16 protein-coding genes and 18 tRNA genes are annotated in these 23702 nt (G+C 49.5%); 2 read left to right on the forward strand and 32 right to left on the reverse strand.

What is annotated here, in order from left to right:
- Window positions 1–7: 7 nt before the first annotated feature.
- The 14 genes from L0M14_RS23000 to bluB form a co-directional block, all read right to left on the reverse strand.
- Window positions 8–1003: a Gfo/Idh/MocA family protein gene (locus L0M14_RS23000; RefSeq protein WP_235118864.1), complete on the reverse strand. Its 996-nt coding sequence runs from the start codon at window positions 1001–1003 to the stop codon at window positions 8–10.
- A gap of 274 nt (window positions 1004–1277) precedes the next feature.
- Window positions 1278–3320 carry a glycoside hydrolase family 43 protein gene (locus L0M14_RS23005; protein ID WP_235118865.1) on the reverse strand — a complete coding sequence of 681 codons (2043 nt, stop codon included), beginning with the start codon at window positions 3318–3320 and terminating at the stop codon, window positions 1278–1280.
- A gap of 39 nt (window positions 3321–3359) precedes the next feature.
- Window positions 3360–4961, reverse strand: a complete 1602-nt coding sequence (locus L0M14_RS23010; RefSeq protein ID WP_235118866.1) for a response regulator — start codon at window positions 4959–4961, stop codon at window positions 3360–3362.
- Window positions 4954–6735 (reverse strand): sensor histidine kinase, encoded by a 1782-nt coding sequence (locus tag L0M14_RS23015; protein WP_235118867.1) that lies wholly within the window; start codon window positions 6733–6735, stop codon window positions 4954–4956. The genes L0M14_RS23010 and L0M14_RS23015 overlap by 8 nt, the downstream gene beginning before the upstream one ends.
- Window positions 6736–6785: 50 nt before the next feature.
- Window positions 6786–7607 carry a carbohydrate ABC transporter permease gene (locus L0M14_RS23020; RefSeq protein ID WP_235118868.1) on the reverse strand — a complete coding sequence of 274 codons (822 nt, stop codon included), beginning with the start codon at window positions 7605–7607 and terminating at the stop codon, window positions 6786–6788.
- Window positions 7608–7622: 15 nt separating this feature from the next.
- Window positions 7623–8273: a carbohydrate ABC transporter permease gene (locus tag L0M14_RS23025; RefSeq protein WP_235118869.1), complete on the reverse strand. Its 651-nt coding sequence runs from the start codon at window positions 8271–8273 to the stop codon at window positions 7623–7625.
- Window positions 8209–8502, reverse strand: a complete 294-nt coding sequence (locus L0M14_RS23030) for a hypothetical protein (protein ID WP_235118870.1) — start codon at window positions 8500–8502, stop codon at window positions 8209–8211. Before L0M14_RS23030 ends, L0M14_RS23025 begins: the two co-directional genes overlap by 65 nt.
- A 79-nt stretch (window positions 8503–8581) precedes the next feature.
- Window positions 8582–9931, reverse strand: a complete 1350-nt coding sequence (locus tag L0M14_RS23035; protein ID WP_235118871.1) for an ABC transporter substrate-binding protein — start codon at window positions 9929–9931, stop codon at window positions 8582–8584.
- Window positions 9932–10196: 265 nt separating this feature from the next.
- Window positions 10197–11123, reverse strand: coding sequence for an ArsR/SmtB family transcription factor (locus tag L0M14_RS23040; RefSeq protein ID WP_235118872.1), 927 nt, complete (start codon window positions 11121–11123; stop codon window positions 10197–10199).
- 328 nt (window positions 11124–11451) lie between these two features.
- The gene (locus L0M14_RS23045) at window positions 11452–14109 is read right to left on the reverse strand and encodes a CARDB domain-containing protein (protein ID WP_235118873.1); all 2658 of its coding nucleotides are present in this window, start codon (window positions 14107–14109) and stop codon (window positions 11452–11454) included.
- A 26-nt stretch (window positions 14110–14135) separates the two neighbouring features.
- On the reverse strand, window positions 14136–15254 hold the full coding sequence (locus L0M14_RS23050) for a galactose-binding domain-containing protein (protein ID WP_235118874.1): 1119 nt from the start codon (window positions 15252–15254) through the stop codon (window positions 14136–14138).
- 429 nt (window positions 15255–15683) lie between these two features.
- A complete protein-coding gene (ltrA, locus tag L0M14_RS23055) occupies window positions 15684–16850 on the reverse strand; it encodes a group II intron reverse transcriptase/maturase (protein WP_235118299.1) in 1167 nt (388 codons plus the stop codon).
- Window positions 16851–17829: 979 nt separating this feature from the next.
- Window positions 17830–18669, reverse strand: coding sequence for a polysaccharide deacetylase family protein (locus L0M14_RS23060; RefSeq protein ID WP_235118875.1), 840 nt, complete (start codon window positions 18667–18669; stop codon window positions 17830–17832).
- Window positions 18666–19319, reverse strand: coding sequence for a 5,6-dimethylbenzimidazole synthase (gene bluB, locus L0M14_RS23065; RefSeq protein ID WP_235118876.1), 654 nt, complete (start codon window positions 19317–19319; stop codon window positions 18666–18668). Before bluB ends, L0M14_RS23060 begins: the two co-directional genes overlap by 4 nt.
- 126 nt (window positions 19320–19445) lie before the next feature.
- Here bluB and L0M14_RS23070 point away from each other — a divergent pair, with 126 nt between their 5' ends.
- Complete coding sequence (locus L0M14_RS23070) at window positions 19446–20549, forward strand: NAD(P)-binding protein (protein ID WP_235118877.1); 1104 nt, start codon at window positions 19446–19448, stop codon at window positions 20547–20549.
- On the forward strand, window positions 20549–21553 hold the full coding sequence (locus tag L0M14_RS23075) for a DUF3231 family protein (protein ID WP_235118878.1): 1005 nt from the start codon (window positions 20549–20551) through the stop codon (window positions 21551–21553). The genes L0M14_RS23070 and L0M14_RS23075 overlap by 1 nt, the downstream gene beginning before the upstream one ends.
- Window positions 21554–21871: 318 nt before the next feature.
- Here L0M14_RS23075 and L0M14_RS23080 read toward each other — a convergent pair.
- From L0M14_RS23080 to L0M14_RS23165, 18 genes are all read right to left on the reverse strand, one after another.
- Window positions 21872–21945: transfer RNA gene (locus L0M14_RS23080), tRNA-Pro, on the reverse strand.
- 8 nt (window positions 21946–21953) lie between these two features.
- Window positions 21954–22032, reverse strand: a tRNA-Leu gene (locus tag L0M14_RS23085).
- 11 nt (window positions 22033–22043) lie between these two features.
- Window positions 22044–22120, reverse strand: a tRNA-Arg gene (locus tag L0M14_RS23090).
- Between the two features lie 35 nt (window positions 22121–22155).
- Window positions 22156–22244 (reverse strand) — tRNA-Leu (locus tag L0M14_RS23095).
- A gap of 6 nt (window positions 22245–22250) precedes the next feature.
- A tRNA-Cys gene (locus tag L0M14_RS23100) sits at window positions 22251–22324 on the reverse strand.
- 8 nt (window positions 22325–22332) lie between these two features.
- Window positions 22333–22407: transfer RNA gene (locus tag L0M14_RS23105), tRNA-Gly, on the reverse strand.
- A gap of 42 nt (window positions 22408–22449) precedes the next feature.
- Window positions 22450–22529 (reverse strand) — tRNA-Leu (locus L0M14_RS23110).
- A 73-nt stretch (window positions 22530–22602) separates the two neighbouring features.
- Window positions 22603–22678 (reverse strand) — tRNA-Lys (locus tag L0M14_RS23115).
- Window positions 22679–22691: 13 nt separating this feature from the next.
- A tRNA-His gene (locus L0M14_RS23120) sits at window positions 22692–22767 on the reverse strand.
- 13 nt (window positions 22768–22780) lie between these two features.
- Window positions 22781–22854 (reverse strand) — tRNA-Trp (locus L0M14_RS23125).
- Between the two features lie 33 nt (window positions 22855–22887).
- Window positions 22888–22963: transfer RNA gene (locus L0M14_RS23130), tRNA-Thr, on the reverse strand.
- Window positions 22964–22978: 15 nt separating this feature from the next.
- Window positions 22979–23054, reverse strand: a tRNA-Phe gene (locus L0M14_RS23135).
- A gap of 18 nt (window positions 23055–23072) precedes the next feature.
- A tRNA-Asp gene (locus tag L0M14_RS23140) sits at window positions 23073–23149 on the reverse strand.
- Window positions 23150–23176: 27 nt separating this feature from the next.
- A tRNA-Met gene (locus tag L0M14_RS23145) sits at window positions 23177–23253 on the reverse strand.
- A gap of 45 nt (window positions 23254–23298) precedes the next feature.
- Window positions 23299–23374 (reverse strand) — tRNA-Val (locus L0M14_RS23150).
- A gap of 78 nt (window positions 23375–23452) precedes the next feature.
- Window positions 23453–23524 (reverse strand) — tRNA-Glu (locus L0M14_RS23155).
- Between the two features lie 6 nt (window positions 23525–23530).
- A tRNA-Asn gene (locus L0M14_RS23160) sits at window positions 23531–23606 on the reverse strand.
- A 6-nt stretch (window positions 23607–23612) separates the two neighbouring features.
- Window positions 23613–23686: transfer RNA gene (locus tag L0M14_RS23165), tRNA-Ile, on the reverse strand.
- Window positions 23687–23702 lie beyond the last annotated feature (16 nt).

Consider the following 23702-nt stretch of genomic DNA (forward strand, 5'->3'; position numbering starts at 1 on the left):
TCCTCGCTTACTGGCGAAGTTCATCTATACGAACCGTCCGCCGCTCCCGAACGGATTGATTCGAAGCTTCCATCAAGGAGCTCAAGGCCAGCGCCAAACGAATGTTTTCTTCCGCTTCCGTGTTATTCCGAATATGCCCGATCCACTGATTGAATGCGCTCTCTTTCCTCGGAGTTAACGGCACTTCCTCCCAAGAATCAAACCCTCCGTTCGAACATCGCAGCAGCAGCTTTTCCTCCGGTGTTCCGTACAACAAGGATCCTTCGGTTCCATGAATCTCAATCGTGAACGGTGAACTTGAGGTAACAAAACCGGCTTCCACAATGCCCAGCGCACCTGAATCTGTAAAGAGCAGGGCTGCCGCGTTATCTTCTACAGCTTTTCCGGTGATGTATCCATACTGAGCTGAGACGCCAGAAGTTGCTTCATCAAGAAACAAATGTGTCAGATACATCGGATGGCACCCCAGATCAATCAGCGCTCCGCTTATACATTCTTCCGGATTGTAAAAATGCTCCGGCAGCCAGCCTGCGGTAGCCCCGTTATGAGACAACCTTACCCGCACCTGTGTGACTCTGCCAAGCGCACCCTCCGAGAGCAATTGCCTTATAGCTAGCGTATAGCCGTCATTTAATCGGGGCAGCGATACCGTTAGCTTGACACCGCTCTGAGCAGCTTCTCTTACAATTTCGTTCGCTTCTTGCTGCGTAGGAGCCAGCACCTTCTCCGTGAAAATGTGCTTGCCTGCTCTCGCCGCAGCTACCATGATATCCCTATGCATAGACGTAGGTGCATCTACAATGACCGCATCAACATCGCTTCTGCCGAGCAGTTCGTCTAATGAAGTATGGAAATCCACGCCAAGTTTTCCTGCTGCTTCCCGGCCCCGCTTCTCGTCCTCGTCCCATACGGCGACAATATCCACATCGGGGTGCTCTTGAGCCTCTCTCGTATAGTCCCAAGCATGCACGTGCCAGTAGCTGATCTTACCGATACGAATCATGAAAGCCTCTCTCCTTCACTATGAAATCATGACATCTTGCTTTAACTGTAGCACACAAACCCCAATAATTTTAGTGCAAGATCAAGACATAAGTGTGTGGAAAAAGGACATCGCAGGAATAGTTGGAGACACTCATTTGACAGTCAGACGATCAACCAAGCCAAGCGGAGGACAAGACGAGCGTCCGCTTCTTCGTTCTCCCCGTGAATGAAAAAAGAGACCAGTTAAGAATCGCTGATCTCCCCTTCATAAACGATAACCCTCGCATCCCCGCCTAGCTGCGCGTCAGCCTGATATGGGAGTAACGGACAGGCACGTTACTCCATAGGGCCACGCCCGCCGCCGGCTCCGCAGCGCCGGCGTACAGCAGCAGCTGGTCCAACCAGACTTGCAGGTTGGACCCTGCCTTGCGGACGAGGAACGTGTGACTCGTCCCTCGTAGCTCCCGCGCGTCCGCTGAGACGCGCGCACTTTCCCGCTGATCCGCAGCGATCAGCGAAAGCCCTATGGCGCCCGGCTTGGCGGCGCCGGGCAGCTCGACATCGGCGGCGAAGGTGAACGAGCCGCCGAGCAGAGACGCAGCAAGCGTTACGCTGCGCCGCTTGCCGTCCCTGGCCATGCAGCTGAGCTCGCCATGCTGCATGCGCCAGTGCGCGCCTTCCTCCTCCGCCCAGCCATCCCGCTCTCCCTCGCCGCACTGCAAATTCAAATAACGAAGGAATGACTGCTGATTCTCCGGAGTCAATTCCATATGCTCCGTCAACGCTGCTCCATCAAAGAACGCAGAAGCAACATGCGTGAACATGCCCACGCGTCCAAAGCCTGAGCAAACGTCCAGCTCCAGCTTCACGACATCATCCAGAGCTACGTTCACCCTTCGCCCTAATTTGGTGACAACGAGCCTATGATAGCGTTCATACGCAAAGTCTGTCTTCAAGGAAACCTCTGCCGCTTCCAGACATACGCCATTGACTACCGTCTCTACAGCCAGTTTACGCTGTCCGGCATCTAACAGAACACGGACGTAGTTCCACGCATCCTTATAGCCGATCAAAGCCCCGTACTGCCCGCCCATATGGCCGGGAACCCATTTCGCGTTGACTTCGTAGACATAGCTGTCGTAGCTTTCCTTCGTAAGTGCCAACCTGAACCCGCTACTACTACTCTGCAAGGCTTGCCCCTCATGAATGTGCCAACTACCGGATAGAGCCTCCCACAATGAAGACAACACGCTTCCATCCTCTTGATCAAAGCGGTCTATCAAGGACGGCAATGCCGGCGCATTCTGCTCCGTCCACGTTGGACCGGGCACCCACATCCGCTCCCCATTCCATAGAAGTGGGTCCATGCGCAGCTGTCTTTCTTCCCGCCCGGGCTCAGGGCTCCTGCGCGCATCGCGCCCATGATACACAACCCATGGATCCACATTGTTCGGAGCCATAACAACAGAGTTATGCCCCACACCCTCGACCTCAGCGTTCTGCTTCAGAAGCGGTGCATAGGTCGCATCATTCGGATACTTTTGCCATCTTTGCCGACTAAACCCCGCAGCCTCTAAAGGCTCTTCACTTGCGGAATAACCGATATAATAAAAAGGCTTCGTAAAGGCATTACCGCTATACATCACATACCCGCGATTCTTGGCAGTCAAATAAAAAGCACCCTCGATCGTATGCCAATCCCGCCCGTCACCAAAACGGTTCTCTTCATAGATCTCCTCATCCATCGTCGGTTTCACAATCAAGTGAGGATTCCCGGAAACGGTCATCGGATCAAGGAGGCGGTCAGCCAAAATGACCGTGCCCGGTCTATCCGGGTCGGCTCCCATCACCTCGTTCGTCGAGTAAAACAGGACTAACTCTCCCTTAGCGTCTTTGACCACATGGGCGTCGATACTGAAGGTATTGAACAGGGTTTTACGGTATGTATAAGGACCGGCAGGATGGTCCGCTACCGCGACATTTAAACGCTGCTCATGTACATCTTCGCTGTCTGCCTTCATGGACGAATAATAGAGATAGAACCGTCCGTTCTCTATCAGCACACAGGGGCCCCAGTACTGCTTCTCCTGAGAGCTTCGATAGGCATAACCGAGATGCCGCCACTCGGTCAGATCCTTAGAATGGAGAACAGGGATACCGTCAATTCCGGTAGCAAAGCAATAATACTCCCCGTTATATTTGATGACATAAGGATCCGGAAATACCGCATGCGCCGGGTCCAAAGGCATACCTTGCTGCGTAACAGGCAATGGATTCTGATAGAATCTAGTGCCGACAGCAGATAATCCATATACAGGCTTAAACGTGTCTTTCATCGCAGTTCCTCACTATTCTTCCGTTTTTGAAGATCCAATCTACTCCTTATGCATCATCGAACGATATTGATTCGGCGTCACTCCGGTATGATCCTTAAACACACGGTGAAAATGGCGCATATTCACAAATCCGGTCTTCTCCGAAATGGCTTGCAGTTTGTCTTCCGTCGTGAGCAGCAGCTTTTTCGCCGCATCGATACGCACCTCGGTTACATAATCGATAAACGGCTTACCCTTTTTTTGCTTAAAAAGCGTGCTTAGGTAAGAGGGATTCAAGAAAACCTTCTCGGCTACCGCTGCTAAGCTAAGTGGTTCTGCATAACACTCCGTTATGTAGTCTACCACGATCTGAACCGGATCATGATGAGTCTGTTTCTTGCGGCTGCCCATGGATGCTGCCAGATTACCGACCCAATCCGCGCAGAAGATCGCCAGCTCTTTCCGGTCTGTAATCTCGCTTAGCTCCGCTAGGATATGCTTGATATCGTTCTCCTTTGCCCATTCTTCTAAGTGAGGCAGTCCTACAGCCAGCTCATAAAAGTGAAGCAGCATTTTACAGCATTCCTGAATAATGAAAGCAGGCGAATTAGCCTGAGAGCAAAGCTCCGTGACAAAACGGTTCACTTCCTCTCTGGTGTGCTGCTCTTTTCCCTCGTATAAACCCATTTCAATGCTTTTCCATTCCAGAGGGAGCAGCTCCTTTTCCGAGGAAGAAGCCGCAACCTCGTTATATTCGATGACACGGTCCCCGCCCTGTACCAAGCGATACAGCAAAGCCATCTCCGCTTCCTTGTAGGACCTCGGAACTTCATCCAACGAGCGCGCGATGCCGCCAATGCCAACGGTTACAGTTAAGTGGGACATGCCCTTGATTTGCTTTCGAAACAAGCTTCCGAATTGCTGAAGGAAGTCCGGTGTTTTGGCAAAGGTTGAGGCATGAACGACCGCTGTTACTTGAGAGGTCCCGTCCACAAACGCTAAGCCCTCTCCGGATTGATCCAGCATTTCCTGTAAAAACTGCTTAATGTAAAGCAGGAATAAGGCAGGGTCCTTTTGAAAATAACGCTCATCCTCAATGGACTCTCTGTCCAAGCTTACGATCATACAGATCAGGTCCTCATCCTTGCAAGCGATGCCCAGCTTCTGAAGCATGGGATGCTCTTCCTCGTGAAGCCTTCCAGCCACCATCGCTTCTAGAAAATGCTGACGCATGAGCTGCTTGACCTGCAAATCTTCCCGCGATTCCGTCTCCTTGCTTTGCTGCGCTATTCTGATTTCCTCTGCGGCTTGCAGCAGCGCCTTGCTCAGATCTTCTCTGGTCACAGGCTTGGTTAAATAATCCCTTGCCCCCAAGCGCAGGGAGTCCCTCGCAAACGAAAATTCATCATACCCGCTCAATACGATAACCATCACATTGGGATATTTCTCTTTTAACACATATTGAAGCCCGATTCCGTCCATCTGAGGCATGCGAATATCCGTAATCACCAAATCAGGGCTGTGCTCGCTGACCAGCTCAAGCGCTTCATAGCCGTTGCGGGCCTCCCCGACAATATCCCATTGGTCGCTGACTTCACGCACCATTTTGCCAAGCCCGACACGAAAGATGGACTCGTCGTCCGCGATGATGAGTTTATACATGTCCGTCCTCCTCCTTCCGAAGCGGCAGATGAATATGAACGACCGTTCCTTCCCCCGCCCGACTATCGATGGATAAGCCGTATTGCTTGCCATATCTCAGAACGATACGCCGGTGTACGTTGATGAGCCCGTAGCCCCCAGGTCCCTCTGGTGCCGTTTCTCTTTGCAGGCTTACCCTCAGCTCGTGCAGCCGCGATTTGCTCATGCCGACACCCGTGTCTGTGACCGTGATATGAAGGATATCGTCCTCTTGTACTGCCGAAAGCTCCACCACACCTACACCCTCGGCCTTCTCAATGCCATGCATGACGGCATTTTCGACGATGGGCTGAAGCATGAACCGCAGCACGCTGCATCCGGCCAGCTCCTCGGGAATCTTCGTCTCGAAGCGAAGCCTGTTATCCGAACGCACCTGCAAAATGCTCATATAGCCCGATACGTGCTCGACCTCTCGGCGCAGCTCCACTTCATTGCTGTCATTGCCGCCCACGCTGTATCGAAGCAATCTGCTCAAGTTATTCGTCATCTGCACAACCTCGGTATTGCCCTGAACGTCTGCGTACATGGAGATTGCGCCCAGCGTGTTGTAGAGGAAGTGGGGATTGATTTGGCTTTGCAAAACGGCAATCTGTGAGTTTTTTTCGCGGATTTCCATCTCAAATAACCGGTATCCCAGCTGCTTCAGACGGGAAGCCATGATATTAAACGTATGTCCAAGCTGTCCAATCTCATCTCTGCTCGTAATCGGAATGGACACGTTCAGTTCCCCGTGCTCCACTCGTTTCATCAGATTTCTAAGCAGGCTGATCGGTTTCGTGATCCGAACCGCGATCCATATGGAGAACAATAACGAGATCAATAAACTAATGCCCGCTGCCAGCAAAATAAAATTCCGGACGACATTCATGTCTTTTAATAAAAAAGCGACCGGCACAACCTCAACAATTCTCCATCCGGTTACCTTCGAGGTGTTATAAATTACGATCTTCCCTTCCTTGGAAAGATGCAGGTTTCCCGCTCCTTGAAGGCCTTTGACAATCGGCGGAGGCTCTCTGTCCGTTCTCGTAAAAGCGATATCTCCGCTCTTCTCGAGCAAGTACATATCTTTATCGTAGTCAACGGAAACCTGCTCGAGCATGCCCTTTAATACCGAGGAATCCACATCCAGCGTAATGTATCCGACTGTTTGCCCATTGTCTAAATCGAGCAGTTCCCTGGCTAGTGTAAATACCTGATAGGTCCCGCCCCGATTGGACACATATGTATGGTCCCCGATAAACCATACCCTTCCGGAACCTTCTAAGACCTTTTGATACCAGGCCTCCTGCTTCCACTCGGGGTTGTACTGCCCATCAGGAACATCCGGTCGATCGATATAGGCTGCGCCCTGAATCCCGTAGAGCGCTACGCCACGGATATCCACTCTCCCGTTCAGAGATAGCTGTTTGACGAACTGCCTTAACCGCCAGAGCTGGTCGATGGATAGCACGTCCTCGGGATTGCGGGGAGTCTTCAGATATTCCATGACGCTTGCATCCTGGTAAGGACTAAGAGATAAGCGGTTTAGCTCCTCCATGTAGGTATCGATGTTGATGGCCAGCTGCTGGATCAAATCCTCCTGATCGTTGCCTACCTTTTGCTCCATAGAGCTCACAAAGCTGTTGTACATGATGTAGCCCATGATCAAAAGCGGGGCGATAAGCACAAAATGAAATAAGATCAGCTTGGTAAGGAGCGGCTGATCTTTATAAGCTTGCAGAAGGCTTCGTTTCATGGTGAACTTTCCTTTCCTGGCTGATACCTTTCATTTCGATAGCGGTTTCACTATTCCTCTTTTCCTCCGGTAAATGCAATCCCCTTGATGATGTGCTTTTGGAATAGGATAAATACAATCAGTACAGGTATGGTAGCTAATGCGTTCGCTGTCATCGGAAGAGAATACTGCTGCAAATAAGCGCTTTGGAAAGATGGCAGGCCTAATGTAATGGTCATGTAGGCTTTGTTCGAGATCGATACCAGCGGCCATAAATAGTCATTCCAGGCTCCGATGAACGAGAAGATGCCAAGTGCGGACATCGCCGGGCGTGATAAAGGCAGAAAGATGTTCCACCAAATGCGGAATGCTCCTGCTCCGTCTATTCTCGCCGCCTCCTCCATCTCCTTCGGCAAACCGTCGAAGAATTGCTTCATTACGAAAATGCCGAGCGGAGCGGCTGCAGCCGGAAGAATCAGCGACTCCAGCGATCCGATGAGTCCCATGTCCTTCATTTGAATATATAAAGGAATCAACGTCGCCTCCGAAGGGATCATCATGCCGGACAAAAAGAGAAAAAACAGTACCTTGCTGCCAGGAAACGGATTTCGGGATAGTGTGAAAGCTGCCATGGATGCAAATACAAGAATAAGCAGTGTCGATGAGCACGCAACAATCAAACTATTACCCATCCAGCCGAATATTGGCGCCTGGCTCAGCACCTTAGAATAGTTGCTCAACGTTAAATTTAACCCGAGAAATCCTGAGCTCTGGAACCAAGAACTGCCTTCCGCCTTAAGCGAAAGCAGAATCATCCAAACAACCGGTGTTAAAAACAAGAGGGCTACGATCACCATGAGGATGTGTCCCGCCATATGTCCAAGCTTTTTCATGATTATGTAACCTCCTCACACATTCCTTTGTAAAAACACGTACTGCAAAATCGATACGATAAAGATGATCAGCATGAGCACCATGGAGATCGCAGAAGCATACCCCATCTCAAAGGAATGGAAGCCATGCTCGTAGATGGAGAATACAATCGTCTTCGTTGCCCCTGCCGGTCCTCCGCCTGTAATGAGCTGCGACTGGCCAAATATTTTGAACGATGAGATGGTTTGCAGGACAACTACTAATGCGGTAATTCTTGATAACGAAGGCAGCGTGATAAAACGAAGGGATTGCCACCTGGTTGCTCCCTCTATCTGCGCAGCTTCGTAATAGACGGCTGGAATGTCCTGCAGTGCGGCTAGGTAGAGAACTAGATTAAAGCCCAGCGTCCACCATAGTGTGGAAATAAATAACGATACCCAGGCCAGCTTGCCGTCCGATAACCAGAAGATTTCGTGATTGATCCCAATGTCCTTTAGTACAACACTTAAAATTCCCGTATACGGCTGCAGGAAAATCACCCAAATACTGGCCATAACGGATACCGACAGCATCATCGGCAGAAACACCGAGGCGCGGTAAAAGGTTTTGCCTCTTCGCACATTATTCACGAGCAGCGAAACCAGCAGTCCCGACACCGTCAGCAGCGGCACCGGAGACGACAACAAAAAAGAACGTATGCCCTACATTCGTAAGGAACTCCTCATCCTCAAGAAGCTCCGAATAATTGCTGAGTCCGATAAACTTGCTGACCCCCATCAGACTCCAGCTAAAGAAGCTTAAGCGAAAGCCATTAAGAATCGGATATAACGAAAAGCAGGCGAATAGTAAAAAGTAAGGAAGCACCATCAGGATTCCCGTGCCCCAATTTTTTCTGGCTGCGGCCATTCTCATCATTCTGTTCCTCCCGTGAGCTTTTGAGCGCAAAAGCCCCTGAACGGGCAGGGGCTCATTTCCTTCCTATAACCTATGGCGATTATTTGCTGAGCATCTTTTCAATGATCGCATCCGAATTCTTGAGGGTAGTAGCCGGATCTTGCTTGTTATTCATCATTTTTTCGAATTCTTTAATGATTTCATCGTTAATCGGCGCCTGTTTGGCATCACGTGGCCAATATTTGACGAAATCAGCTGTTTTCGCATAATCACTGCGGTATTTGAGGCCTTTGAACATATCGGATTGGGTTGCTTTCACAACTGCCGGTACGTGACCTGCTTGTGCCCAGGTATCGCCATGGCTGGTATTCCAGCTGGCAAACTTAACCGCAGCCAATTGCTTCGCAGCATCTTCCTTGGAATGCTTCGGAAGCGCCAGTGTATGGGAATCTCCCCAGGTTGCCGGTTGATCATATATTTGCGGCATCGTCGTTACGCCAAAATCAAGACCTTGCGTTGATTCAAAAGCTCCCGTTCCCCACACGCCTGTGATCAGGACAGCGGCTTTGCCATCTTGGAACATTTTGAAGGCATCGTTGATGTTAGGCGGGATAAGCCCTTTCTTATACAAGTCATCGACATAAGTCAGCGATTTCAATGCGGCCGGGTTGTTCAGCGCACCCTTCTTGCCGTCTTCGGAGTAGAATTTGCCGCCATCCTTCAGCTGATTGTAGAAGCCCCACCACATCCAGTAGGAATCAATGCGTACATTCGGCTGCGCCAGTGGAGCAATGTCGCCAGGTACCTTATCTTTAATCTTTTGCAGGAAACTGACGAAGCCTTCAGGGCTATTATCATAAACCGGCTTGCCGTCCTTCAGCACACCTGCCTGATCCAAAAACTTCTTGTTGTAATACATGACGAGAGCGTGAGTGTCGAGCGGCAAGGAATAGTGTTTATTGTCAAACACAGTAGAGTTCAAAATATTAGCGTTATAATCGCTCCAATTCACGCTTGCTTTTGCTGCGATATCATCAAGAGGCACGATAAATTGGGACGGCGCGAACTGCGGCATTCTGGATGCATGAACAATGGCTACGTCCGGCGCTTGGTCAGATACAATAGCAGTTTGCAGCTTGGTGTAGTAATCATCGGATTTCGTATTCAGCATCTCGACTTGAATCTCTTTTTGCTCTTCGTTAAACTTCTTGACCATCGAAGTCATGAACTCACCGTCGCCGCCGCTGAAGGGCGTCCAATACGAAATCTTAACAGGCGCTGCGGAGCTGCTTGCTCCCGATCCGGAAGCTGCTCCGGCATCGGTCGATGCAGCCGTAGTCGAGCTTGGCGCTGCAGCCGAGGGCTCATCTGTTTTGGCACATGCGCCTAACACAAGTGAAGAAGTAAGAACGAGCGAGAGTGCGCCAATTGCTTTTTTTGTCTGAGTCATGTTTGGACCTCCTAATGGTTGAATGCGTTTTCCTTGATAAATCTGATTATAGGTTTGCAAGGCACGCCCAACAATGCTCGCATTTTAGATGATAGTGACGGATTTTTAGATTCGGGGCAATCGCTATAAATATGTCATGTGCCTAAAAAAATGTCCTTCACTTGAGAACAGTCGCCTTTTTCGTTTGAGAAATCTCCTATTTCCCTAAATGAAAAGAAGACCTAAGCAACCCCGTCGGCTGCATAGATCCCCTCAAGTCACCCTTTTAAATCGAATAAAAAATCTTCATTACAATCCCCTGCTCGTAATCCCCGAATTTGTTTCCAAACAGATTGACCCCGCCCTTATGCGTGGCGTCATCCTTCACACCCAGCTTCAGGTCAATAAAGCTATTGGTCGAAATGGCCAATTGATGCAGGTTCACGGACGATACCTGAACATTGTCAATGGATGTCAAGGCCCCGTCAACCGTTATGGTTTTCAGCAGACCGAACTGTGTAGCCGTATCCGGCCACCAGGGCGGGTTCAGCTTGCCTCTTCGTCCGCCAAAATCACCTGGAGAGGTCATGGTCCCTATATCGACTCCATTGATCCAGAAGGTGATATCCGAGGGCCAATTGTTGTCAAAATTCGGTGCTTCCGAGCATAGCTCGAGTATAAATTGCACGGATTGAATGCGTGCTCCTTTGGGGATTTCCAGCGGAAAGCGGTATTCGATAAATCCCTTGCGAAACCAAATGATCTGTGCGCTGAAGCGTCCCGGATGAAAGAAGCTGCCCGGCGAATCCTCCTGAATAATCATCTGATCGGTATTGGCCATTCCGCACGTAGGTGAAACCTGGCAGTTCGTAAAGTATCCGACCGGCATCTCAATCTCGTAGCAATTATTGATCTGCTGCATATGGCTGAACTGCGGATTGAGCATAATGCGAATATCGTCATAGGTGCGGGTGCATACCTTCATCGCGCCTCTCGTTGCGGGAAGCAGCTCCGTCTCGATCAACCGCGCTCCTTCCAGAACCTTAATGTTGGATGCGGCTGTCGACACCGGTATGTCTAGGGCCTCGGCAATTTCATTGATATTCAGCTTCTTGGTGTTCAGCAGCTTAATAATCTTGACCCTTAGGTCTGTCGACAAGGCGTGTGCAACAAGAACAAGTTCATCCGGATTCTCTATACTTAAATCGAGCACATCGTTCACTCCCGTTTTTTTGTATCAATACATATATTATATAATAATTGTAAACTTTCGTCTAACTGAAATACACGCAAAAAAGAGAGGTTCCGAGGAACCTCTCTGACTGTTGATAAAGCTGCGTCCATTACGATCTTCAGTAGCTTTTCTCCGATCGCTGTTGACATCTTGTTATTTTTATTCTCCTAAACCTTTCTCAAAGGTAATAACAATCTGTCAAAGGCGAGCGCTACGCTTCTCCGAAAACTACTGAGCCCTCCATTCTCCTTTATCAACAATCTCCAAGTTGTTCCGTAGAACCTCTCTGCTTTTTTACCATGCTGCGCTATTTAATAGTAAGATTGAACCCGGGCTGGATGAAATACAGATCTGGGTACGCGATTCGGTTCGTCGTCAGACCTGTGAATGTCGCCGATCCATTCCCCGTGTAGGTGTAAATGGCAGCACCTTTATGCTGGCCCGAGAATCGCGATGTTGTTACCCCATCAAGTCCTGTGCCGTCGATATGGATGTTGGTAAAGTTAATGTTCTGGAACCCGCCGCCGTAGCCAAACTGAATGGCATCGCGCTGTGTGTTCAGGATGTTAACATTCGAGACGGTAACGTTCTTAATCGCATCGTTGGATGCCTCAAGATCGATCGCTCCGCGTTCGCCGTTGTAGAGATCCTGACTGGTTCCGGTATTAATCAGCGTATTATCGGAGAATACGATGCCTGTGTTATTTTGGAAATGGTAGCCGGGGAAAACGGTATTCATTCTGAATCCGGAACCGCCGACCGTATCCACAATTAAATTGTTCGTTGCTTTATGCCCGCTGCCTCCGAAGAAGGCAATGGCGGCTGCACGCCAGTTATTCTCGATGGTGTTATAGGAGAACGTGTTGTTGACGCCTGCCGGAGCACCATTGGTGTCGCTGGTCCATACAGCTAAAGCATCGTCACCGTTATTGCGCAGGCTGGTGTTACGTACCGTCGAATTGCTGGTCCCTTGTGCGAAGTTGATGCCATCCGCAAGGTTGTTTCGAACACGGCTGTTCTCAATTACCAGACCCTCCGCATGAATCGCAGGCGTATGCGCATAGTCAGCTACCCAGAATCCGCATTCAAAATGCTCCACCCAGACTTCATGAACCTTGGAATTCGTTCCGAAGTTATCCATGAATCCTTTGTAAACCGCATTCTGATTGTAACGGGAGCGCAGATTCGAGTTCATGTACACATTGCTAAAATCCAGCTTGCCGCTGATGCGGAGCGAAATTCCGCCGCCCGCCGCATTCGGATTCGTAAACTGAATGTTGGTATGCCACATGCCCGCACCTGTAATCGTCATGTTGTTGATCATGTTGCTGGCTGATCCGATCTGCCACATGCTGGACAGATTGAACGTTCCTTCCGGTATATACAACGTTTTGCCGGAGGATACGGCTGCGCTTACTGCAGCATTGAATGCGGCCAGATCATCCTGTCCGTCATTGGCGACAGCTCCGTAATCCGTTACGGTAACGGAATTGGCCGGACGGGCAACGGCAGCTGAAATCGGCTCGATTTCCAGGAAATCCACACCGTACTCCAGGCTGTCTCCGTTATTTTTTACAATGCGGATCTTATCTCCGCCTTTGAGTGGAGTATCCAGCTTAAAGTGTACCTCGTCAAAACGGAATAACGGCCGTCCTCCTCCTGGTGCGTCTGCAGGCATATCGCTGGAGAAGTACTGCCAGCTGTAATAAGAGGTCAGGGAGACCGTCTTCGCCTTCGAGCCGTTCACATAGACATCGAGCGAACCGTTTAATCCCATCCCGTCACTTGAGTCCGGCATTGTAAACCTCATCGTGACACCGGCTCCGCCCTCACCGCTTCGTACCGTCCACTCCGCATAGGAACCGTTCGCAGGGAGCGCCACATAGCTTTGCCCGGATGCTTCCGATGCTATGAGCGATTGATCGAAGGTCGGCGCAGATTTCACGGATGCTGTCCCTCCAATGCTGGCATCTTGCGTATCATAGCGTGTATAAGGCACACTTGCGCCTTGAGCTGCGTAGACAACGAGACTGATTGTGCTGGTATTATTCGCCTGCTTCGCGCTGATTTCATTGGCATCTGGAGCTACTGTGACCGTCACCGTGTAGCTGCCGCTTGCCGCCGTCCAAGTGCCTGGTAAGGCCACATTGGTCGAGGCCCCTGCCGCTAATACTCCGCTGTAAGACCCATTAAACGTCTGAATCGTTGTACCGCTGGCATTCTTCAATGCAACGCTAATACCGTGAGATGCGCTTGCCGATGAAGCCGTCCCTTGGTTCTTAAGGTTTACCGAGAAACTCACAGCACTATTTGCTGTCGGATTACCGGGAGACCAGGAGACCGTTCCTACCAAATCCGAGCTGGAAACCGGAGCGACCGTCATGGATGAAGTGCTAGTGTAAGCATTGTTCGTCTCATTTTGTTCAATCACCGAATTGGATTCATCTACTTTGGCTGTCACCGTGTAAGTGCCCGTATCCTTGGTGCCGATATTTGCCGATACTGCGGTGGACGCACCAGCAGCTAAAGCACCGACAGGCGCTGTGCCAACCAAATTGGAGCCCAGATAGAAAGACACCGTTGAAGCTGCCGATGCCGCACTCCCTACATTTTTCACCGTAGCGTTCAGTGTGATTGCGTTTGATTCAATTGGGGAAGCCGGTGTCCACGAAGCCGCCGTAACCGTGAGGTCGGGATTCGGAGCAGGTGTACCCATAATTTCAAGCTCGGCCACTTGCCCGGCCCCTGAGCCGGTATTGGCTGTAAATTTCAGCTGCACATCGCTGGCAATCGCGCTGATTGGAATGGTTACAGTGTTCCCAGTGGCAGGATTGAAAGTATAGCTTGCCGAGGCCACCAAAGTCGTATATGAAGTGGAATTTTGAGTGTGCCCGAGCACCTCCAGCGTCTGGGTACGTGCCCCCCATGCGCTGTCAGGATTCAGCTTCAGCACGATCGAACTCAAATTGGCATTGGCCCCTAGACTCACATTCAACGTGTTGGGATAGCTGCCGCCGGCCCTTCCCAGTAGGTGGAGGTGCTGCCGTCATTGGCATTCTTCGCAATAAACGTATTTACCGTAGAAGAAGCCTCGATCGGTTTGTTCAGCGCCAAATTCGTGTCATTCCCTGAAGGAGGTGTTGGTGTTGGTGTCGGCGTTGGTGTAGAGCCCGCGCTTTCTACCGTGATATAGTCATAATTAACGTTACCATTGTCGCCGGCGTCGTATTTGTACGTGATCGTATTGGCTCCCGCATGTAACGTCAGCGTCTCGGTTTTGTTAGACCACGTGTTCCAATTGGCCAAATTAGGCAGGGATGTTTGCTTGAATTTTGCTCCGTTCACATAAATGCTAACGGTTTCCGTGGATCCCATCGCATTTGCATAGCGAAGAGTGACATTGTAACTGCCCTCTGAGGCCGCATTGACTGTAAATTGCGCCGCAGCCCCTACTGCTTGAATGCCGTCAACAAAACCACTTCCCGTATAGCCGGTATGATCCGTATTTACTTTAGCACCACCGGACAAAGCAGCATTCTCAGCCTCATAGGTCCCTTCAGGTGACGGCGTAGGCGTAGGTGTTGGCGATGTGCTGCCGTACACTTCTAGCTCAGAGATTTGAGCCGCGGGCCATCCGTTGTTAGAAGTAACATTGATTTTGACATAGCGTACGCTTACTGACGTGAAATCAATGGTAACCGTATTGCCGCTAGCCGGATCAAAGGTATATGCAGCAGAATTGGCAATTGTGGTGTAGTTCGAATCATCCGTACTTCCCAGAATGGATATTGCTTGTGTCCTGGTCCCCCATCCGGCAGGAAGCTTCAAGACCACTTGATTCACACTGCTAATACTTCCAAGATCAACACGTGCCCATTGTGGAAAAGCACTGTTGACGCTCTCCCAATAGGTTCCTTGATTACTGTCTGTCAGATTGCTCTCTACATAGACATCATTGTGGCCGCTGGAAGTAACCGACTTGCCCGCGGCAAGATTGGTTGCTGCCTGTGAAGTTACGGGAACTGCCATCCACTCCGCTACGATTAGAATGAATGCGAGAAAACCAATAAGAAACGAGTGTTTCATAGACTTGCTGCGTATCTTCGCCATTCAATAAGCCTCCATTTTTTGAGATAAGCTTTACTTTTTCTTGCTATAGACCCAATCCGTTTACAAGTTTCAAAGTCTCTCCTTTCAGCAAATTCGCGCAAATTCGCCATTCTTTACCTCTTGCATTCTCTTCTGCCATCATCTCCAATCCACACTTGTAAAGCGCTTACCATACTGAACATGCATGATGAAGCTGCTTGCTTTGATTATAAGGAATCCCACATATTGCCACCTACTCCTCTCATGACATTTTCTAATACATTTGTGACAATTCCCAAAAAAAGTAGAGTAAGACGGGGGATTACTCCCCCGGACTCCTCATCAAACCGTGCATGCGGATTTCCCGCACACGGCTTTCCTTCGTCAGTTCCCCATCTTCAGGAGTGAGTCGTCTTCACCCGTCACCGGATTGCAAATTTCACTGCTGAATTAGAAACGTGTGGTGAGTAAGTTTGTTAGAAATACCATCCCTGCTTCTTCCAATACTTTGTTTGGAATAAGCCGGTTTGAAACCGTAGACTTCTTTTTCCGCATAAAAGCTCGCACTCTCATGCGTGTCCATTCGTCTAGGCGTTGAAACTTTTTCTTTACGTTCCCAATCCCAAAATAGTTACCAAACCCGCGTGACACTTCATTTAGCTTCTTCATCATTTCGTTAAGGTTGTTACCTTGCTGCCTTCGGGTGATCTTGTGGACTTTCTCTTTGTACTTCTTCACTTTTGCGTCCGGCAAGATGAGATATTCTTTCCAGAAGTCAAATCCTAGAAAACGGAATCCTTCATCGAATTGCACCACTTTCGTTTTCTCTGGATGCATTCTCAGCTGAAGTTCCCCTTCTAAGATGGTTTTTGCCGTTTGGTATGCTTCTTCTGCTCGCTCCTTTGTTTTGCAAAGAATAACTGCATCATCTGCATATCTGACCACAGCAAACCCCTTCTCCTTCATACTCCAGTCGAAATGATTCAGATATAGATTCGCAAGTAATGGACTGATGACCCCGCCTTGTGGGGACCCGACTAACGTTTCATGGAACTGATCATCTTCCATGACTCCTGCGGTGAGCCATCCGCGAATGAGCGTCAGCACTTTACCGTCGGTTATTCGTTCACGAACCTTTTCCATCAGCAGTTCATGCGGAATTTCATCGAAAAAGGATATAATGTCGAGGTCTACCACATAGTCGTATCCGCCGCGCTTTGCTCGTCGAATCGTGTTTATTGCTTGATGCGCAGAGTATCCAGGTCGGAAGCCAAAGCTGTAGTAGTAGAAGTCTTGCTCAAAGATCGGCTCGATGATTTGACGTACAGCCTGCTGGCATACGCGATCTCGGATTGTGGGAATGCCTAACGGTCTTAACTTCCCGTTTTCCTTCTCGATGAAATGTCGCCTGACAGGGTCGGGTTTGTACCGATCTTGTTGCAGTAGCCTTTGGATTTCCTTTAGGTTGATGCCTATGTTCTTCTCGAACATACCAATGCTTACCCCATCAATTCCGCCACTTCCTTGATTCTTCTTTACTGCCAGCCAGGCTTCATTCAGATTGTCCATTTGATATATTTTGTCGATCAGGGAGTAGTATCGTCGTTTCGGTTTCATTGGTGTTTCACCACCTTTACCTGCTACTCACCAAGCTGATCTTGTTCGCGCTACAGATGATCGATTCCTTACTCGTTCTACCTCATGCAACCGCGTGTTAGAAAAAATTTTTTTTCAATCGCTCCTGTTGCCTGAGGTGTACTCAGGTCGCCAGTTTGCCTCTATCCCCAAGCGCTATCTCGCTCTCGGCGGGACGCACCCTCTTGGTCATACCCTCTCTGGTTTAAGGCGCTTACGATCTCCACTCACTTGAACTCACAGTCTTTGACGAAGCACGTTCCCTTTGCCTCTGTCTTCCCTCTTTTGAAGTGGAAGCAGGTTATGCGACTAAGAATATTTTTTTCCCCACGCGCATACTCATCCGAGTTTTCCCCTCTAGACTGTTACCAGCTTTCATCGGCTCAGACTTATTCGCTACTACGGAACGATCCGCCATCTCGCAGTTCATCGATTTGGCTTTCCCCTTAGGGTTATACCTTGCCTACCTCACACGCGTTTGCGCAGAGGAAACTACGAGACTTCCCTCAGTTATCTGCACATTCTGTTCCATCCATCCTGACCCTAATCACGTAGATGAGCCTTGCAGGTCATATCCCTTTCGCGCTTTCCTGCAAGATATGCCTATGGCATAGATTTCCCCGTTTTTCCGGCGGGTCATCCAACATCTCCGCCACCTCTGGTTCACCGCATTCCGGGCTGGACTTTGCCTGCAGGCCCTTCGGATTCCCCCTCGCGAGAGACACCCTGCCAATCCTTCTCCTACTGGAGTTAGGACTTCTGCTTCGGCTACGGCACTTTAAAGGGTAAAGTTACCGAGTGGATTTGAACCACTTAGATTGTGCGACTGTGAGGCGCACAGAAAAACCAGCAGCCTTAGTGATGGCTGCTGGTCATTACGTTTTTCCAATTACGATTTGAACCCTCATCAATAATCTAAACGGCAGCATAGGCCGCTGGTTTTGTTTAGCAGCATGACTCCCTAGACGCGCTGCATATTTCGAAGCTCACGCCAGGTGATGAGATTTATCCCTTCATTGGCTATACAATCGGCAATCTCCGGGTCCCGGAACACATCAAATTCGAATCGCCGTAGTTTCCATGTATCCGTAATAGCTTGAAGCTCCTCCGTATCCAAGGACGGATGAAAAAGCAGCTCGGTGATTCCCGCACGCAACTGCTGCAAACATCGTAGGAGCGTCGCTTTGGTTGCTTCATACGTCAGCTCTTCACCTGTCTCTGTAGAGAAGAATGGAAGGAACATCACATCATCCGGTAACAAAATCCCCATCTCTTCAGCTTGCTCTACGAGCTGTTTATTATGAGACCGCGGCATGGCGGGGTGCGGTTGCTTCGGATACCGCAGCGGCAGCCTGTAGGTTTGACAAAGCTTCAATAACAGCTCGGGTACGTGATTCATGCTTCCCATGTGATTGTCTATATTCGTAGGCTCTATACCCAGTCGCAGCGCCATCTCTATCTGAGCAACAGCCTCCGCGTATAGCTCTTCCGGATCAGCGGCTGCTGCGACTTCTTCCGTCTTCGCTGGGAAATAACCGCACTCGTTCATCAGTGTGGACAGCTTCCTATTGAGCGGTCCCCATTTATAATTGCTCCACTCGCTCGTATGGGTGATATGGATACCTACATCCCAGTGGGGATTTTGCCTCACCAATGCTACCGCCTCACTAACCCATGGGCAGGGCATCATGATGCTCGTTGAAGTGATAGCGCCTTCAAAAAGTAACGTGCTGATGGCCTGATTGGTCGCATGGCACATTCCAAAATCATCTGCATTGATAATCAGCAGCTTTTCGCTCATGAACGAGATCTCCTTGCTCCCCATGAATCCGTGAAAATCAAATCATCCAAGCTCCTGCGTTTCTCCCAATTACTGCTTTCCAGAATCGGTTTATCGGGATAGTGGTCCGTATATCCTATCGATAGCAAAGCCACCGGCTCGATGTGGGGAGGTATCCCCAATATATCTCTTAAGTCATTTTTCTTGTAAAAGCTTACCCATCCTAACGCTAAACCCTCCGCACAAGCAGCCAGCCACATATTCTCAATCGCGCAGGCTACGGATAAAATGTCCGTTTCCGGAATCGAGTTCCTCCCCAGCACATGGGAACCGCCGCGGGTCGGGTCACAAGTGATGCAAATACTGAGAGGCGCTTGCCGGATCCCTTCGATTTTAAGGTTTAAGAACTGGTCCTGCCTGCTATCCTCATAGTGAATAGCTAACGCTCTTCGCTCCTTATCCGCTGCCCATGCTAGTCGAGCCTTCACTTCCTCTGAAGTAACAAGTATAAAACTCCAGGGCTGCATGAAACCAACCGACGGTGCATGATGTGCGGCCAGCAGCAAATTGTTGACCATTTCCTCTGCAATCGGATCAGGCAAAAACGTACGAATGTCCCTTCTCGTATAGATGGCCTTATAGACCGCATCCCGTTCTTCTTTAGAAAACATGGTATCACTCCCCTCTCATCCGTATTTTACCATAAGTTCATGCAAATTTTTCAGCCGTACACATGCTACAGACCTCATTGGGAAAAAATGATAAATATGTAAATCTAGAATAAGGAGGTGCCTGGTTTGAACATTGCCATCATGGGAGCTGGACTATCCGGGCTAGCCTGCGCAATCACACTAGAGAAGCACGGCATTACGCCAAGCATATTCGAGAAACGCAGCAAGATCGGCGATCGTTTTGTGAATGGAGAAATCCTGCTTAACATTTTTACCAGGCCTGTTCATGATGGTATCGCTTCCTTATCGGAAAAGCATGGTATCTTTCTTCATCCTACGTCCAGTATCCAAAGTCTTACTCTATTCTCCCAGCATGAACGGGCTGTAATCGAAGGACAGCTTGGATTTACCAATGTTCGGGGAAGAGAGGAGGATTCCTATGAATTCCAGCTTAGCCGGCAAGTGAAAGCCCCCATTTCATTTAACTCCGATAAAACCTACGAGCAGCTGCTCAAAGATTTTACACATGTCGTTATGGCTACAGGAGATGGCGAATATGCCAAACAAACGCGGAATTTTCGGGAGGATTTATCGGTTAGCATGAAAGGAGCTACAGTGGAAGGGTCCTTCGACCGCTATACGGTCATGGCCTGGATGGATTATGAGATTGCGCCTTACGGCTATGGGTATGTGATTCCATACTCGGAAAAGAAGCCAATCTTGTCATCGCTATTCCCGACCGCGCCGAGTCCGCGCATCTATCTATCGAAGATCTCTGGTTGCGATTTTATAAAAAAGTTATGGCAACACTCAACCAAGATCTCCATGTTACCGATGAGTTTCAGATTTCAAACTATCCTGTTGAGGATTTGCCGCAGTGCCAGGTTGGCTAATACTTTTTACACCGGAAATTGCTTTGGGAGCATGATGCCATTTATGGGTTTTGGTCAATATGTTGCCTTACTGACAGGGATATATGCTGCTTATGATTTATGCGGGTTAGGCCGCTATGAAGAACTGACAAAGCCCCTGCGACAAAGTTATGAAAATTCCCTCGTGCTGAGAAGAGCAATGGAACAACTGGACAATAACGACCTCGACTGGGTCGTAAGCTGGTTACAAAGCTATATCGGCGAAAAGCTGTTTCAAAGCAAAGCGATCAATCCTTTGCGAATCGCAAGCTATATGCTCAGACCTTATATCAAGTTAAAACAAGGAGTGACAACCTAATGAGCAGTCCACAATTCACTGCTTTAACCGCCTCTGAAATTGGCTATCTATGGACTGGCTATACCATCAACGAAATGTCGACGTGGTTTTTGGATGTGTTCCATCATCATGCATCCGATCCAGACATTAAGGAATTATATATCTATACCTTACAGATCAATCATGAAATTGTGTGTAAACGAAAAGAACTTCTTTCCAGTAACGGATTTCCGATCCCTACTGGCTTCGCTACCTCTGACAGTAATAAAGCGGCTCCCGCTTTGTATAGCGATCAATTCCTGCTTCATTATCTTCAAGTTGGAGCTTTACTTGGCCTTGAATTTCATTCGAAAGCACTAGCTTCCGGTGCCCGGTCTGATGTACGCAGTTATTTCGAGGAATGTATGAACGCTTCTGTACAGCTTTCACAGCGGGTGATGGACCTTCTTTTGTCCAAAGGGATGTATTGGCGCCCACCAACCCTTCCAATACCGGCAGCACAAGAAAAGATGCAAAAGCCAAGCTATCTCAACGGATGGCTGGGTGATACTCGTCCCTTGAACAGCATGGAAATAGCCAATTTGTATGCCTCTCTACGAATTCTCAGCTTCACTGAGACATTGAGCATGGGATTCGCGCAAATCGCTGAAACCCAGGCGGTAAAGGAACTTTTACTAGAAGGCAGCTCTTCAGCCAAACAACAGTTCAGGGAGCTTGCCCAGCTGCTCGATAAGGACTCGTTACCTTCACCGCCTACCTATATCGGAGAAATCACCGACACGAAACAAAAGCTGTTTTCCGACCGAATTATGGTTAGTCATATCGCCGGTGTATATGGTTCCATCTTGACACAATACGGATACTCTCTTGGATCTGTCATGAAGCATGATCTACTAAGCAGTTATACGGCACTTATCGGCAAAGCAGGGACCTTCTCGGAGAAACTCACGAAATTCATGATCAATCAAGAATGGCTGGAAAAAGTTCCTGGAGCCGTTGATCGCCAAGCATTAGTCTTCGGTTAATTCCTTACTACCAATCACCTACGAGCGAGCATCTGAATGAGAAAGCCATTGCCTGCGGTTAAATGGTTTCACTGCGGCAGCGGCTCCATTAGTAGCAGCCTCTCTCATTTGAAACTAACCAGAGCCATACGCGCCGCGATAAGTCTCTTTCCGTCACTAGTCCCCCTACGAGTAGTTGAAAAGCAACTGCCCTGCATGCTCTTGAAGAAGCGCACCGTCACAAATCAAGCAAATCAATCATTGCAGTGCCTATACAAAAAAAGCATAATTCGTACAGTTTATTATCACTGTCGAATTATGCTTCTTCATTTTTAACGATCGGGACGACACGATTTGAACATGCGACCCCCTGCTCCCAAAGCAGGTGCTCTACCAAGCTGAGCTACGTCCCGATAATATATACCGGCGAGAGGACTCGAACCTCCACGGTTTCCCACTCGATTTTGAGTCGAGCGCGTCTGCCATTCCGCCACGCCGGCATGCTTGAAGATGGCGTGCCCTGAGAGATTCGAACTCCCGACCTTTTGATTCGTAGTCAAACGCTCTATCCGGCTGAGCTAAGGGCACAAGGGTAAATTGATTAGATCTTGCATGTACGTAAATGGTGCCGAAGACCAGACTTGAACTGGTACGGTAGTCACCTACCGCAGGATTTTAAGTCCTGTGCGTCTGCCGATTCCGCCACTCCGGCTTATCTTGGAGGCGCCACCCAGACTCGAACTGGGGGTAAAGCTTTTGCAGAGCTCTGCCTTACCACTTGGCTATGGCGCCGCAAATATTGGAGCGGAAGACGGGATTCGAACCCGCGACCCTCGCCTTGGCAAGGCGATGCTCTACCCCTGAGCCACTTCCGCAAGGATGCTTCCAACGAGATAAACTCCCTTTTGAAAGCAAGATGCGCGTAGAGGGACTTGAACCCCCACGGTCGCCCGCTAGATCCTAAGTCTAGTGCGTCTGCCAATTCCGCCATACGCGCATGATTCATAATGGGCCCCGAAAATGTAACCAGGGTTACCTTTGAAACTTCCACTTCACCTTCTGGTGTAAAGTGGTGAGCCATGTAGGACTCGAACCTACGACACCCTGATTAAAAGTCAGGTGCTCTACCAACTGAGCTAATGGCTCTAATGATGAAAAATGGGGCGATCGATGGGACTTGAACCCACGAATGCTGGAGCCACAGACCAGTGCGTTAACCCCTTCGCCACGACCGCCATCGTAAAAGTTTGGCAGGGGCAGCAGGAATCGAACCCACACCAAAGGTTTTGGAGACCTTTGTTCTACCTTTAAACTATGCCCCTATAATCTTCGCTTAAGGATAAAAGAAGGTTCTCTGGTGCCGTCGAGAGGACTTGAACCCCCAACCTACTGATTACAAGTCAGTTGCTCTACCAGTTGAGCTACAACGGCAAATAATTTAAAAAATGGTGGCTCGGGACGGAATCGAACCGCCGACACGAGGATTTTCAGTCCTCTGCTCTACCGACTGAGCTACCGAGCCTTACTATATCAAAATAAATGGCGGAGCCGACGGGATTCGAACCCGCGGTCTCCTGCGTGACAGGCAGGCATGTTAGGCCTCTACACCACGGCTCCACACTAGGTTACCTCGCACTTGGAGGTTGGTTGCGGGGGCAGGATTTGAACCTGCGGCCTTCGGGTTATGAGCCCGACGAGCTACCGGGCTGCTCCACCCCGCGTCGTTATCTATTACATTCGCTTCCTACTACTAGATAGGAAAGTTATGGTGGAGGCTGACGGGATCGAACCGCCGACCCTCTGCTTGTAAGGCAGATGCTCTCCCAGCTGAGCTAAGCCTCCATGAAGTAATGCTGTTAGGGCTCACCGCAAAGTATTTGGAATAAGCTTCAAAGCTTCGTTCCACTTTGTGGGGACTTATGACCCGTAGGGGATTCGAACCCCTGTTACCTCCGTGAAAGGGAGGTGTCTTAACCCCTTGACCAACGGGCCTTAATGTGGCTCCCCGAACAGGACTCGAACCTGTGACAACTCGATTAACAGTCGAGTGCTCTACCAACTGAGCTATCAGGGAATAGAATGGGCCCTAGTGGACTCGAACCACCGACCTCACCCTTATCAGGGGTGCGCTCTAACCAGCTGAGCTAAGGGCCCTTGGATGAAAAAAGCC

Origin of the sequence: Paenibacillus hexagrammi (assembly GCF_021513275.1) — a bacterium.
GTDB lineage: Bacteria > Bacillota > Bacilli > Paenibacillales > NBRC-103111 > Paenibacillus_E > Paenibacillus_E hexagrammi.

Coding starts and splice junctions, on each gene's coding strand:
- L0M14_RS23000 (WP_235118864.1), bottom strand. CDS start 1,003: ATGATTCGTATCGGTAAGATCAGCTACTGGCACGTGCATGCTTGGGAC.
- L0M14_RS23005 (WP_235118865.1), bottom strand. CDS start 3,320: ATGAAAGACACGTTTAAGCCTGTATATGGATTATCTGCTGTCGGCACT.
- L0M14_RS23010 (WP_235118866.1), bottom strand. CDS start 4,961: ATGTATAAACTCATCATCGCGGACGACGAGTCCATCTTTCGTGTCGGG.
- L0M14_RS23015 (WP_235118867.1), bottom strand. CDS start 6,735: ATGAAACGAAGCCTTCTGCAAGCTTATAAAGATCAGCCGCTCCTTACC.
- L0M14_RS23020 (WP_235118868.1), bottom strand. CDS start 7,607: ATGAAAAAGCTTGGACATATGGCGGGACACATCCTCATGGTGATCGTA.
- L0M14_RS23030 (WP_235118870.1), bottom strand. CDS start 8,502: ATGATGAGAATGGCCGCAGCCAGAAAAAATTGGGGCACGGGAATCCTG.
- L0M14_RS23035 (WP_235118871.1), bottom strand. CDS start 9,931: ATGACTCAGACAAAAAAAGCAATTGGCGCACTCTCGCTCGTTCTTACT.
- L0M14_RS23050 (WP_235118874.1), bottom strand. CDS start 15,254: ATGGCGAAGATACGCAGCAAGTCTATGAAACACTCGTTTCTTATTGGT.
- ltrA (WP_235118299.1), bottom strand. CDS start 16,850: ATGAAACCGAAACGACGATACTACTCCCTGATCGACAAAATATATCAA.
- L0M14_RS23060 (WP_235118875.1), bottom strand. CDS start 18,669: ATGAGCGAAAAGCTGCTGATTATCAATGCAGATGATTTTGGAATGTGC.
- bluB (WP_235118876.1), bottom strand. CDS start 19,319: ATGTTTTCTAAAGAAGAACGGGATGCGGTCTATAAGGCCATCTATACG.
- L0M14_RS23075 (WP_235118878.1), top strand. CDS start 20,549: ATGAGCAGTCCACAATTCACTGCTTTAACCGCCTCTGAAATTGGCTAT.